The sequence below is a fragment of the Vibrio cyclitrophicus genome (assembly GCF_024347435.1).
GTDB lineage: Bacteria > Pseudomonadota > Gammaproteobacteria > Enterobacterales > Vibrionaceae > Vibrio > Vibrio cyclitrophicus.
In genome coordinates this window covers 1,112,127-1,126,142 of the sequence record NZ_AP025480.1, presented here as the reverse complement: position 1 = coordinate 1,126,142, position 14,016 = coordinate 1,112,127, and the positions used below count along the sequence as shown (strand labels likewise).

Annotated in this window: 11 protein-coding genes; 6 read left to right on the top strand and 5 right to left on the bottom strand. The window is 42.8% G+C overall.

Annotation, left to right across the window (positions count from 1 at the left end; genetic code table 11):
- The first annotated feature begins 32 nt into the window (after positions 1 to 32).
- Entirely contained in the window at positions 33 to 839 is an 807-nt protein-coding gene (gene xthA / locus OCW38_RS05205) for an exodeoxyribonuclease III (RefSeq protein ID WP_010437369.1), read from the top strand.
- A gap of 71 nt (positions 840 to 910) precedes the next feature.
- On the opposite strand, the gene OCW38_RS05200 is transcribed toward xthA, so the two are convergent.
- The 4 genes from OCW38_RS05200 to OCW38_RS05185 all read right to left on the bottom strand — a co-directional run bounded on the left by OCW38_RS05200 (position 911) and on the right by OCW38_RS05185 (position 4,081).
- Positions 911 to 1,588: an ABC transporter permease gene (locus OCW38_RS05200; RefSeq protein WP_004736535.1), complete on the bottom strand. Its 678-nt coding sequence runs from the start codon at positions 1,586 to 1,588 to the stop codon at positions 911 to 913.
- A 2-nt stretch (positions 1,589 to 1,590) separates the two neighbouring features.
- Positions 1,591 to 2,331, bottom strand: a complete 741-nt coding sequence (locus OCW38_RS05195; protein WP_004736534.1) for an ABC transporter permease — start codon at positions 2,329 to 2,331, stop codon at positions 1,591 to 1,593.
- A 78-nt stretch (positions 2,332 to 2,409) separates the two neighbouring features.
- A complete protein-coding gene (locus tag OCW38_RS05190) occupies positions 2,410 to 3,180 on the bottom strand; it encodes an ABC transporter substrate-binding protein (protein WP_010437364.1) in 771 nt (256 codons plus the stop codon).
- A gap of 130 nt (positions 3,181 to 3,310) precedes the next feature.
- Positions 3,311 to 4,081 carry an ABC transporter ATP-binding protein gene (locus tag OCW38_RS05185; RefSeq protein ID WP_261895320.1) on the bottom strand — a complete coding sequence of 257 codons (771 nt, stop codon included), beginning with the start codon at positions 4,079 to 4,081 and terminating at the stop codon, positions 3,311 to 3,313.
- A 298-nt stretch (positions 4,082 to 4,379) separates the two neighbouring features.
- On the opposite strand from OCW38_RS05185, the gene OCW38_RS05180 reads away from it, so the two are divergent.
- Positions 4,380 to 5,717, top strand: coding sequence for an IS4 family transposase (locus OCW38_RS05180; RefSeq protein WP_261893540.1), 1,338 nt, complete (start codon positions 4,380 to 4,382; stop codon positions 5,715 to 5,717).
- Positions 5,718 to 5,776: 59 nt separating this feature from the next.
- Here OCW38_RS05180 and OCW38_RS05175 read toward each other — a convergent pair whose 3' ends face one another.
- Complete coding sequence (locus tag OCW38_RS05175; protein ID WP_102313437.1) at positions 5,777 to 7,135, bottom strand: flagellar sheath protein A; 1,359 nt, start codon at positions 7,133 to 7,135, stop codon at positions 5,777 to 5,779.
- Between the two features lie 434 nt (positions 7,136 to 7,569).
- Here OCW38_RS05175 and OCW38_RS05170 point away from each other — a divergent pair, with 434 nt between their 5' ends.
- The 4 genes from OCW38_RS05170 (at position 7,570) to pflA (ending at position 13,810) form a co-directional block, all read left to right on the top strand.
- Positions 7,570 to 9,111, top strand: coding sequence for a DUF3360 family protein (locus tag OCW38_RS05170; protein ID WP_016767646.1), 1,542 nt, complete (start codon positions 7,570 to 7,572; stop codon positions 9,109 to 9,111).
- A 307-nt stretch (positions 9,112 to 9,418) separates the two neighbouring features.
- Positions 9,419 to 11,695, top strand: coding sequence for a formate C-acetyltransferase (pflB, locus tag OCW38_RS05165; protein WP_010437357.1), 2,277 nt, complete (start codon positions 9,419 to 9,421; stop codon positions 11,693 to 11,695).
- A gap of 208 nt (positions 11,696 to 11,903) precedes the next feature.
- Positions 11,904 to 12,905 (top strand): lipid A deacylase LpxR family protein, encoded by a 1,002-nt coding sequence (locus OCW38_RS05160; RefSeq protein WP_010437355.1) that lies wholly within the window; start codon positions 11,904 to 11,906, stop codon positions 12,903 to 12,905.
- 164 nt (positions 12,906 to 13,069) lie between these two features.
- A complete protein-coding gene (pflA, locus tag OCW38_RS05155) occupies positions 13,070 to 13,810 on the top strand; it encodes a pyruvate formate lyase 1-activating protein (RefSeq protein ID WP_010437353.1) in 741 nt (246 codons plus the stop codon).
- Positions 13,811 to 14,016 lie beyond the last annotated feature (206 nt).

Genomic DNA, 14,016 nt, shown 5'->3' with positions numbered 1-14,016 from the left:
GTGACAAAGGTTTACGAGAGGTATAAAAACAAATGAAAGTAATCAGCTTCAACATCAACGGCCTTAGAGCCCGCCTTCACCAACTGCAAGCTATTATCGACAAACACCAACCCGACGTGATTGGCCTGCAAGAGATAAAAGTACACGATGAAGCCTTCCCAATTGCTGATGTTGAAGCAATGGGCTACAAGGTTTACTTCCACGGTCAAAAAGCCCACTACGGTGTGGCAATGTTGTGTAAGCAAGAGCCTATCTCTGTGCAGAAAGGGTTTCCTACTGACAATGAAGACCATCAAAAGCGTATGATCATGGCGACGTTTGAAGATGAAAATGGTGAGAAGGTGACCGTGCTAAATGGTTACTTCCCTCAAGGGGACAACATCAAGCACGAGACCAAATACCCGTACAAACGCCAGTTCTACAAAGACTTGATGACTTACCTAAATGACTACCACAACAAAGACGAACAAGTCATTGTGATGGGCGACATTAATATCAGCCCTATCGACGCAGACATCGGCATCGGTGAACCTAATGCGAAACGTTGGTTGAAAACAGGTAAGTGCTCTTTCCAACCAGAAGAGCGAGAATGGTTGAAAACACTGATGGATTGGGGTTTTGTGGATAGCTTCCGCTTACTGCACCCTGAAGTAAACGACCAATACTCGTGGTTTGACTACCGCTCGAAAGGTTTCGTGGACAACCGCGGCCTACGAATTGATGTAGTACTTGCGACTCAGAAGCTTGCTGATAAGTGTACTGAAGCAGGCATCGATTACGAACTGCGTGGCATCGAAAAGCCGTCTGACCACGCACCAATTTGGTCGACGTTTAAGTAATCAACAGCAACAGAATCTGCTCATAAAAAACGGCGCTATAGAAGCGCCGTTTTGTTAATTATGATGTGTAATTAGCTAAGTGGTCTTAAGTAAGCTAAGAAACGTTTCTCTGCGAATTTGAAAATCGCAATGATGATAAACGTCAACCCCATGTAAAACAGACCTGCTGTTAGGAAAGATTCAAACGGAGCATAGTAGCGAGAGTTAACCAAACGAGCTGCACCCGTTAGATCCATAATCGTCACAATACCTGCAACGGCTGAGCCGTGAAGCATAAAGATAACTTCGTTACTGTAAGCCGGTAATGCACGACGTAATGCACTTGGCAGAATGATACGTCGGTATGTCTTAGGTGTGCTCATGCCATACGCTTTTGCTGCTTCAACTTCACCTTTTGGTAAGCCGTTAATCGCACCGCGAATGATTTCAGCTGTGTATGCCGATGTGTTAAGGATGAATGCCACCAAAGCACAAAACCATGCATTTTCCCATAGTGTATCTTTTACAGGGAAGAACTGATCCATTCCGTAGTAAATCAGGTACAACTGCACCAATAATGGCGTACCACGGAAGAAATAGATGAACGACCAAGCAGGAGCGTTAATCAGCATATTTGGGCTGTTACGAGCGATAGCTAATGGTATGGCTACACATAAGCCAATGATCAAAGCTACGCAAACCATCCAAGCCGTTGTCCATAAACCACTAAGGTAAATCGGCAGGCTTTCAATTATCAATGAAAAGTCCATAACTACCTCGCGTGGATGCTGAATTTACGTTCAACCAACTTAAGTAAGCCCGTCGAAACACTGGTGAAGAATAGGAAGATAAGTGCCACTGTCATATAGAAGGTAAATGGCATTTTGGTTGAACCCGCCGCCAATGCGCTAACACGCACCATATCTTCTAAACCGATAATGGAAACCAACGCGGTAGTCTTGAGTAGAACCAACCAGTTGTTACCGAAACCTGGCAATGCGTGACGAATCATTTGCGGTAATAGGATACGGCGGAATGCTAAGACAGGGCCCATGCCATAAGCTTTTGCTGCTTCCATTTCACCGCTATCAACCGCCATGATTGCTCCACGGAAAGTTTCAGCCATGTAAGCGCCAAAGATAAAGCCAATGGTTAAGACACCAGCAATGAATGGGCTGACATCGATATAATCAGGTAAGTAAGCGGTCCATTCGTGGTTAGGATCACTTGATGTGAACCACTCATTGAGCCATTCATTGATGGAATACAAACTGTTGTTTAGAAGGATTTGTCCACCAAAGAAAATCAGCATCATCAAGACTAGATCAGGAATGCCTCGAATGACGGTTGTATAGAGGGTTGCGATAGCGCGAGCCCAACGATAAGGCGCGAGTTTTGCTAAGGCACCTAGCATACCAAGAACCATAGCTAAAATTAGCGACAGCAAGGCAACTTCGATTGTAAGCACCGCCCCTTTCAGGATCGAAGCTTCATATCCTTGTAAATCAAACATAATGAATTCCAACAGAACTGCGAAAAGTTGGTAAGACAGGGAGAGGAGAGCCTCTCCCTTAAGAATTGGCGCTAGAGATTACTGACCGTATACGTCGTAGTTGAAGTATTTAGCAGCGATATCTTGGTAGATGCCTTTTTCACGAAGTGAAAGGATTGCCGCATCTAATTGCTTAGTCAGATCTTTGTCTTGCTTACGTAGAGCAATACCAAAACCTTCACCGAACCACTTAGGATCCGTTAGTGATGGGCCTACAAACTCGTAGTCTTCACCACCAGCTTTGTTTAGGACACCTTCTTCTAGAGCAGATGCATCACCTAGTACAGCAGCAACACGGCCGTTTGCTAGATCAAGGTAAGCTTCATCGAATGAACCGTAACGAACGATTTCTACTGTGTCACCGTAGTTATCTGTCAGGTATTTATCGTGGGTTGTTGCACGTTGAACCGCAATTTTTTGACCACTTAGATCGTCAAAGTTAAGGCCTGCGCCTTTCTTAGCGATGAACTTATTTGGGATAAGTGCGTATTTACCAGTGAAATCGATTTTTTTCTTACGCTCTTCCGTGATAGACATTGCCGCGATGATCGCATCATATTTACGAGCAAGTAAAGAAGGAATAATACCATCCCAATCTTGTGCAACGATCTTACACTGCACCTGCATTTCAGTACAAAGCGCGTTAGCCATATCAACATCGAAGCCTTTCAGTGAACCATCAGCTTCTGTCCAGCTAAATGGAGGATAAGCACCTTCAATACCGAAGCGTACTGTTTTCCATTCTTTTGCTTGAGCTACGCCCGTTGCAGCAGTTGCAGCAAGTGCCGCGACTAATAACCACTTTTTCATATCCCTACTCCTGTGATTTAGGTTTTTATGTTTTGCTAGTTTTTAATATTGTGTTTGTTATTACTGTACTTGTTGTGTTTCATTGTTCACACCGCCGCTGTTTACCTTGGCGACGGCATTTCAATTCTGATTAGTAAATCGAAGAGATAAATTGTTGTAATCGTTCAGATTTAGGTTCCGTAAACAGTTTAGCTGGATCGCCCTGTTCTTCCACTAAACCTTGATGGAGAAACATCACATGGTTTGATACATCACGAGCAAAAGCCATTTCATGTGTTACCACAAGCATGGTTCTTCCTTCTTCTGCTAAGTCACGCATTACGCCAAGAACTTCACCTACTAGCTCTGGGTCAAGCGCCGATGTTGGCTCATCGAATAACATCACTTCAGGATCAACGGCTAACGCTCTTGCAATCGCAGCACGTTGTTGTTGCCCGCCAGACAAATGGCCTGGGTAGTAATCTTTGCGCTCATACAAACCTACTTTTTTAAGCAGTAGCTCTGCATTTTCAATCGCTTGAGCTTTAGGTACACCTAAGACATGGACAGGTGCTTCAATAACATTTTCGAGGACAGTCAGGTGAGACCATAGGTTAAAACCCTGAAAAACCATGGCTAGGCGAGAACGGATTCGCTGTACTTGTTTTTCGTTAGCAGGCACAGAAACACCTTGGCGGTTGTTTTTCATCTGAATTAATTCGCCGTTAACCCAAATCTCGCCAGCAGTAGGTGTCTCTAAAAGATTGATACATCTAAGGAAAGTACTTTTACCCGACCCTGAAGATCCGATAATCGATACTACATCGCCTTTATGCGCAGAAAGTGAAATTCCCTTTAAAACTTCATTTTGACCAAACGTCTTGTGTAAATCCTTTATGTCCAGCGCTGATACATCTTTCATGCGCTTTCTCTCCCAAGTTTGTGAAAATGCAAGGTACTCCGACCTTTTCATGCGATACAAACTAGCACCACACGGATTAACATGCAACAAATTATTAACCTAATAATTTGGAATAAATAGCGATTCACTCTGACTTATTATGCAAAAGGTAGCGTTTTCCCCTCAATTTAATGAATGCGATCTATTAAAAAGCCCCAATTAAGGTAACACTGATCATTTAAGCATTTTCCTGATCAGTTGAACGATCCTGCAGATGGTTGACAATACCCTTAAGCACTTCTGTTTAAGGGTATTTTTTATGCTGTCACACTGGTTAATCGATGTTGACGATTTTGCTAATCCAGAATCTCTTTCTTTGTTCCAAAAAGACCTTCCGCTAGATTGGATAAACCAAGCTTTATCTGAAACGAACAAAGCGAGTATGCGTCGTAGAAAGTTACCTGCCGAACTTGTTGTATGGTTAGTCGTTGGTATTGGTCTCTATCGAGATAGACCGATTACCGATGTACTCGATAAACTCGACCTCAAATTGTCTAACTCATTGGGTGAGTCTATTGCACCTAGTGCGATTCCCCAGGCGAGAAAGCGCCTCACCGCTAAACCTTTAGAGTCATTATTCTCAATCACAGCAAAGCACTGGACACAGTCGGAAGATGCGGGTGATAAATGGAATGGTTTGAGCCTATTTTCAATTGATGGCACACAGTTTAGAACGCACGATAACCCAAGCTTAGCTGAGCATTATCAATATGTTTACTACCGAAAAGACAGGCACACTGAATATCCAATCGTTCGAATGTGCGCACTCACATCCCTACGGAGTCGACTTATTCATGATGTGGCTTTTGGGGAAAGTTCTAAAGGTGAAATTAGCTATGCAAAAGATTTAATTTCATCAGCTGTCCCGAATTCATTGACCATTTTTGACCGTTGCTACCTGAGCGCAGAGCTTATGCTTAACTGGCAACGAGAGCATGGGACAAGTCACTGGATGACGCCCATAAAGTCGAATGTGAAGTATGAAACCATCGAGCAACTCGATGATGATGGGCGAGATCTGATTGTAGAGATGAAAGTCTCTCCACAAGCTAGAAAGCAAGACCCGAGCCTCCCGGAAACGTGGAAAGCGAGGCTGGCTCTATACCCCGATGATGGTGAACAACAACCCAATCATATACAAGGGCTGCTGACTTCTCTAACAGATAGAAAATACAGTTTAAAATCATTATTAGACGTGTACTTCGAAAGGTGGGAAATCGAGAAGAGTTATGGCGAGATTAAGCATGACATGCTTGAAGATGAAATTCTGCTCCGCAGTCAATCTGTAGAGGGTGTAAAGCAAGAGGTATGGGGTATCCTTATCGCGTATAACTTAATCCGTCTGGAGATTAGCCGAATAGCAAAAGAGGCAGAAGTCTCACCACTTAGGATAAGCTTTACGATGGCACTTCGAGATATTCAAGATGAGCTAATGTGGTGTGCTATCGCTTCTCCAGGTTCTATTCCCAAAAAGCTGCGAGCTATGAGAGAGCGAGTGAAACGTTATATTTTGCCCGAAAAACAAAAACGGCCCAAAGGTAGGACCGTTCGTTTTAGTAAGACTCGCTACACTGTGCGATCTAAACACCTTAAATGATAGGTGTTGCCAATTAAGGGGCATTTTATGTTTTATTTTTGTGAACAGCGTGACGTCAATTACCTTGTCACAGACATATACTCCGAAACTTCTACATTATAAGTATGCTCCGTTCTATCTGCTGGTGCTATTACCGAAGCTACAGTATCAACATCTTCATATTGACTAACCAAACTTTGAACTACCGAATCCTCAAGGGTCCCTGTCTCAAATACGGTTACTGATAATGAACCCGGAGACTGAGGATCTAAATCAGCTAAGCCAAGATCAGGGATTATAATTCGCCCATTGTTCAACTCAGAAACTACAATGTGTTCTAGTGTCTTTATTGGACTTGTTGAACTTAGCGTATATTTCCCTCTGGCAACTAGTCTCTCTGCTGAGCTCACACCTGTAATTTCAATGATATCTGTTGTTCCTGATTGAGACACATTTGGCGATACATTTAAGATAGTCAAACTATCTGATGTATTTACATCCAAAGTATCCGAAAAACTTCCTGAAATGTGGAAGTCCCAATTCAAAGACAACGTGCCCGTTGCAATGAATGAACGTTGCGAAATAAGAGATGATATTTCGAATGCTTCGACAGATGCTGTGTCTGGCTTAAACCACTCATAGTTATAACCATCTTGATCTACGTTGATGGTTAATGAAGATAACTGAGTCGATAACTGATTTGACCAATTAAATGATGTATCTAAGCCTTCTAACTCAGCAATAGATGATGAAGCGCCTATCGAATCGACAAAACTGTACCCATTTAAGCCACCCGAGAAGTAACCTTTAACTAAAACTGGCTCATTATCATAAGCCGTGACGGTTACCGAATTTGACGGAGTGATTGAGTCATCTCCAAAAGTTGAGAGATATTGGTAACTATCTGCCTGCGCATTTATGGTAGACACGATTACATCGCCGTTAACCGTATTTCTGGCTTGATTATCCTTATAACAACGTACGTTACCTTGGTTTCTTCCCACTTTAATCAGCTGACTTTCCAAAGCTTCTTTTTGAATGGATAGTGCCTTGTAAAAGTAATCAGTTTCTCCAGGTGAATCTAAAACTGTAATAAAACCTTCGTCATCCATCGTGTTTTTGTTGATGGTGAGTTTGCCCGATGAATTAGGACTCAAAGTATCTGTTACACTTCCTTCAGCGTCATGGATATATACCACTAAGTCTTGAGCAACTTTGGCATACGTGTACTGTGTAGGGCTACTAATGTCATCAACTTTGAATAAAGTACAACTACTTTGTACTGACGGAGATGTGTACATCTGTATGAACTCTAGCGTTACATTGTCTGCGGGAGTTCCTCCGCCACCTCCACCGTCACCGCCGCTGCTTCCACCGCCACAACCAACAAGTAACCCTGAAACCATTGCCGCTAGTGGCAACATTAATGTCTTTTTCATCTATTTTCGTCCTGTTTGTGGCAACAGCTCGCCAAAATTAAATATCTATCAATGATTAAGCAAAAAGTAAGCCAATCATTAAAAATGGAATGCACAAAGGATAAGAACTGTGACAGGACGATGAAAACATCAGTTTGTGAAAACAAATTACACTTTTTATCAACGGTACGTTAATGAATCGCTGCGTTTTGTAGCTTTCTTTCACATACACTCATAAAGTGATCAAGATCAATCACCCTAAAGGGTAAGCTTGTTAGACTCCTCAACACAAAATAAGGCATTAAAAATGCCAAACATTTCTTTTAACTTAACTGCATAAAGCACAGCAAAACCGTGCAACATAATGTTAATGAGTTATAACTAAGAAATAACGCAATTACGCGAACTTATAGAATTCAATTTTAGAATTACTAACATAAAAATATGAGGAATCTATGTCAGACGTTGTCAATAATGCGAACTCTGAAGTAGAAGAGAAAAGCTATAAAGAGCTACACCGTCCTGCTTCTGAATTTGAGAGCCGCTCAGATTATCTAGATCACGAACTTCAAATCATGAAGCCTCGCCGCTTCGGTTTAAACCTTCCAGGTCGTGACTTCCGCTTTGAACTTGAAGATCTTGTTCCTGCACTTGCTGGTACTATTGGTATCATTGCGATGTACTCTGCAGTAATGATGTCGTGGGCTGATGGCCTAACTCAAGCTTGGGATCACGTAAACCTAGGTAAAGACTTCGCAATTGAAGTCGCTCGTGTAGAAATGCTTATTCCTGCACTACTGTTTTGTATCCTTGCTTCTGGTTTCTTTAACCCTAAAGCAAACCTTGCCGGCAACCACGGCCCAATGATCCCTCTTATCGGTACCATCGCTCTCGCTGGTGCTCACCCTCTTGCATTGGCCATCCTGATCGGTGTGTTCGGTCTCATCCTAAGTTTCCTAAAAGGCGGATCTAAACTTGTTAACCTAACTTCTGAAGGTACAGCAGGTGGCTTGCTCATATTCTTAGGCTTAACCGGTACCATGAGCCAAATCAACTCAATTCAAGCATGGGCGGTTGGTCTTCAATCTTCTACTGTTGAAGCGGGTAGCATGGGTTACGTGGGTCTTATCGTTCTTGCTATTACTATTGCTATCTACGCTTTCTTAGCAAAAGTGAACAAGCGTTGGTTAGCTATTCCAGTTTGTGCGTTTACAGGCCTTGCTATTGCATTAGCATTAGGCGCTGGTTTCGATATCGTGTTCGAAACTGAAATGGGCATTCCAAACCTAAACCCAGTTTACTGGTGGGGTTCGACTTCTGAAGGTTGGATGCTTGGCTTGCCAAATGTTGAGCACTTCATCGCTTCGCTACCATTCGCTATTCTTGCAGTAGCAATGTGGTCACCAGACTTCCTAGGTCACCGTATCTTCCAAGAGCTGAACTACCCTAAACGTTCTGAAAAAGTTCTGATGGACGTAGATGACACAATGACGATGTGTTCTGTTCGTCAAATGGTCGGTACTGCAGTAGGTGGTGGTAACATCACATCTTCTTGGGGTACTTACATGATCCCAGCAGCAATCGCGAAACGTCCAATCCCTGGCGGCGCTATCTTGCTTGGTTCTCTGTGTATTATTGTTGCAATCCTTGGTTTCCCAATGGACGTTGCAGTATGGCCACCAGTAATGCGTGTAGCACTACTTGTAGGTGTATCACTACCTCTACTTGAAGCGGGTATGCAAATGGTCAAGGATTCAAAAGATTCTCAAGCAGCGGGTATCTGTATCTTCGGTTCAGCGGTTGTTAACCCAGTATTAGCATGGGCATTAACGATGCTTCTTGATAACAACGGTCTAATTGGTGATAAAGAACGTGCGAAGCGTCTATCATTTGTAGACAAGATTGTTATCCCTGTCGGCGTTTTGGTTATCTGTCTGGTAGCAATGCTTGCGGTTGGTATGCTAGAAAGTCAATATGGCCTGAAAGCTTGGCTATAATAGTCCTTACTACACATAAGTAGTATTCGGATTAAAAAAAAGTTTGGGTGGCAACCCTTGTCACTCAAATTTTTTCAACTTTTTTTGGCATTTATTGATTTAGTTTAAGGTTTGCAGGAATTTTTTAGCGTAGTCTTAAATGCATAGAGTAAAGACAACATATAAAAGGTAGTGACAATATATATAACCATATGACGCTTATATGCTCATATATATTGTTATTAATAAGAGTGTACTACCCTTACGAGGGGCGCTGGCTCAACAGTGTTAATGTACGTATTTTTTCTACTAAAAAGGTAGGTATGTCATGGCAGAGCAATTTGCTAAAGCTTGGGAAGATTTTGCTGCAGGTGAGTGGCAAAGCGAAGTAAACGTTCGTGATTTCATTCAAAAGAACTACACGCCGTATGAAGGCGACGAGTCTTTCCTAGTTTCTGAGGGTACTGAAGCGACTAACAAGCTTTGGTCTTCGGTAATGGAAGGTATCAAACAGGAAAACGCAACTAAAGCACCTGTAGATTTCGATACTTCTGTTATCTCTACCATTACTGCTCACGATGCAGGTTACATTGAGAAAGATCTTGAGACTATCGTTGGTCTACAAACTGAGAAGCCACTAAAACGTGCAATCATCCCTAACGGTGGTGTACGTATGGTTGAAGGTTCTTGTAAAGCATACGGTGAAACTCTTGACCCAATGGTTTCAAAAATCTACTCAGAATACCGCAAAACACACAATGCTGGCGTTTTCGATATCTACACTCCTGATATCCTAAAATGTCGTAAGTCTGGTGTTCTGACTGGTCTTCCTGATGCTTACGGCCGTGGTCGTATCATTGGTGACTACCGTCGTGTTGCACTTTACGGTATTGATTTCCTAATGAAAGACAAAGCTGCTCAATTCGCTTCTCTACAAGAGCGTTTCGAGAACGGCGAAGATCTTACTGCAACAATGCAATTGCGTGAAGAGATCTCTGAGCAACATCGTGCTCTAGGTCAAATCAAGCAAATGGCTGAGAAGTACGGTTTCGATATCTCAGAGCCAGCTCAAACTGCTCAAGAAGCTATCCAGTGGACTTACTTCGGCTACCTAGCTGCTGTTAAATCTCAAAACGGTGCTGCAATGTCTCTAGGTCGTACTTCGACTTTCCTAGACATCTACATCGAGCGCGATATCGCTGCTGGTAAGATTACAGAAGACCAAGCTCAAGAAATGATCGACCACTTCGTAATGAAGCTACGTATGGTTCGTTTCCTACGTACTCCTGAGTACGATGAGCTATTCTCTGGCGACCCAATCTGGGCAACAGAGTCTATGGGTGGTATGGGTATCGACGGTCGTACGCTAGTAACGCGTTCGAACTTCCGTTTCCTAAACTCTCTATACACAATGGGTCCTTCTCCAGAGCCAAACATCACTGTTCTTTGGTCTGAGCAACTACCTGACGGCTTCAAACGTTTCTGTGCGAAGGTATCTATCGATACTTCTTCTATCCAGTACGAAAATGATGACCTAATGCGTCCTGACCTTGATTCTGATGATTACGCTATCGCTTGTTGTGTATCTCCAATGATCGTTGGTAAGCAAATGCAGTTCTTCGGTGCTCGTGCTAACCTTGCGAAAACAATGCTTTACGCAATCAACGGCGGTATGGACGAAAAACTTAAGATGCAAGTTGGTCCTAAAGAAGCTCCAATGACTGACGCTGTTCTTGATTACGATAAAGTAATGGACCGTCTAGATCACTTCATGGACTGGTTAGCGAAGCAATACGTGACTGCACTAAACAGCATCCACTACATGCACGATAAGTACAGCTACGAAGCGTCTCTAATGGCTCTTCATGACCGTGACGTTCGTCGTACTATGGCTTGTGGTATTGCTGGTCTATCTGTTGCAGCTGACTCACTGTCTGCAATCAAATTCGCGACTGTTAAACCAATCCGCGACGAAGATGGCATTGCAACTGACTTCGAAATCGAAGGCGATTACCCTAAATACGGTAACAACGACTCTCGTGTAGATGACATTGCTTGTGAACTAGTTTCTACGTTCATGAACAAGATCCGTAAGCTTAAGACTTACCGTAACTCTATCCCTACACAGTCAGTTCTTACTATCACGTCTAACGTGGTATACGGTAAGAAAACAGGTAACACTCCAGACGGTCGTCGTGCTGGTGCTCCTTTCGCTCCTGGTGCTAACCCAATGCACGGTCGTGATGAGAAAGGCGCTGTAGCTTCACTAACGTCTGTAGGTAAACTACCGTTTGCTGACGCACAAGATGGTATCTCTTACACGTTCTCTATCGTGCCAAACGCACTAGGTAAAGAACAAGACAGCCAACGTGCTAACCTTGCAGGCCTAATGGATGGTTACTTCCACCACGAAGCTGGCATTGAAGGTGGTCAACACCTTAACGTTAACGTTCTTAACCGCGAAACTCTTGAAGACGCAGTTAAGCACCCTGAGAAGTACCCTCAGCTAACGATTCGTGTTTCTGGTTACGCTGTACGCTTCAACTCTCTGACTTCAGAGCAGCAAGCTGACGTAATCGCACGTACATTTACTGAGTCTCTATAAGCTTAAACGCTTAAACTGACCATTCAGTAATATTAATTAGCCTCGCCAATGTGCGGGGCTTTTTTATATCTGACATAAATCGTACTGATTTAACCAACCTCTCAAAGTGTTAGATTGAGCAAAAAAGCCCCCTTCCATTCACTTTTTTTCCACAAATTCATGCAAACTACGATACTATCTCGGTTCATAATTTTAGAGTAACTGCTACATGAAATACCTTCGTTGTTTACCACTGATCCTTCTCTCTTTTTCATCATTGGCATCTGAACGTTCTACGTTAACTTTTGCGTTAGACAACGATGGCATCTTTGGCGTCGACCAAGACTATACCAACGGTTTATTTCTGGCTTACACATCATCAAGTATTACTCCTTACAATTGGGCCAAACCACTAAGTCTTTCCTATTGGGGCGCAAGTTCTTTAGATAAGTGGGAAATCACCATTGGCCACAAAATGTATACGCCTTCGGATATTGAACTAGAAACACCTTCAGCCAATGATCGTCCATATGCAGGTTACCTGCATACCGAGTTCAATTACATCAGCCTGCATCCACAGCAAGCCCAACGCTTTAACATCACCTTTGGTACAACGGGTGAGCGTGCACTTTCCGAAGACGCTCAAAAACTGGTTCACTCGATCACGAAATCGGACGAGCCTATGGGCTGGGAATATCAAATAGATGACGAGTACGCTGGCAGCGTCGGTTACTTAAGCCATTTCAATCTTATGCGTAACCAATCTATTGCGAACACAGACTTTGAAATATCAAACATCTCAGAAATCAATGTAGGTAACTTTAGAAGTGATATCCAAACAGGCTTTATGTTCCGTTGGGGTACCGATTTAGGCGGCAACTTTGGCGCGGCCAATATCACTACTGAAAACCCATTCCGACCGGGTATGATTGGTGCATCAAACAATGGTTGGTTTACTTACGCAGGCCTTGAGGGTCGTTACCGATTCAATGACCTGACTATCGAAGGTGATCGTTCAGGTGTTGACGAGTACGCTAATAAAAATAACCAAGACCCAGCTATTTACGATGTTACTTTAGAGAACATTCAAGCAACGGCTGTATTGGGTGTTGCTTGGTATAATCAATACGTTGGTGCATCTTTCGCACTAACAGCAAAAACACCAGATTACAAAGAAGCAAAAGAGTCAGTGTACACCACTGGTGGTATCACCATGTTTGCTTTTTTCTAGCCACTAGTAAGGGCTTTCATCCTTTACTTTCCAAGTTTATTAAAGGCAATCACCTTGACCGGTGATTGCCTTTATTTTTAAGGGCCTCGTTACCATTTGACCCTATTTTATGTACCGTTTTTGTAATAAAATAAACGGTATAAATTCCTCTACGAGAATAGCTCATGTCTACAACTGGTCGCATTCACTCATTCGAATCTTGTGGTACTGTCGATGGCCCTGGTATCCGCTTTATTGTGTTTCTTCAAGGCTGCTTAATGCGTTGTATGTACTGCCATAACCGCGATACATGGGATCTTCATGATGGAAAAGAAGTAACAGTTGAAGAGATCATCAACGAAGCAAAATCATACCGTCACTTTATGAAAGCTTCCGGTGGTGGTATCACATGTTCTGGCGGTGAAGCCATGCTACAACCAGAGTTTGTTCGTGATTTTTTCCGTGCAGCTCAAGCTGAAGGCATTCATACTTGTCTCGACACTAACGGCTACATTCGTAAGCACACAGAAGTGGTTGACGAAGTTCTAGAAGCTTCTGATCTCGTAATGTTAGATCTAAAGCACATGCGAGATGAGATTCACCACGATTTCATTGGTGTATCCAATAGACGTACACTGGATTTTGCACGCTACCTACACAAGATTGGCAAGAAAACTTGGATTCGTTATGTGATTGTTCCGGGCTACACCGACACACCAGAAGATGCTCATCTTCTAGGTGAATTCATTAAAGACATGGATAACATCGAGAAAGTCGAGCTTCTTCCGTACCACAAGCTTGGTGCTCATAAATGGGAAGCGCTTGGCTTTGACTACCCTCTTGAAGGTACAAATCCGCCAAGTAAAGAGAAAATGGACGAGATTGTTGCAGTACTTAGCCAGTATCATTCAAACGTAAAATACTAATACTGCAGACGATGCTCAACCTCTATTTTAAACGCCTCAATTTCGATTGGGGCGTTTTCTTTTCTAGCGCTAACTATCCTTTCACTTTTCTTTACAACTTTTGTTTATCAATTAAAAAAATCATATTAAATCTGTGTTGAGATCATGTTTCCACGCGTAGGAATGCTGTTACTCTTACTGCAACAAAAGAATATAACATTTAGTTT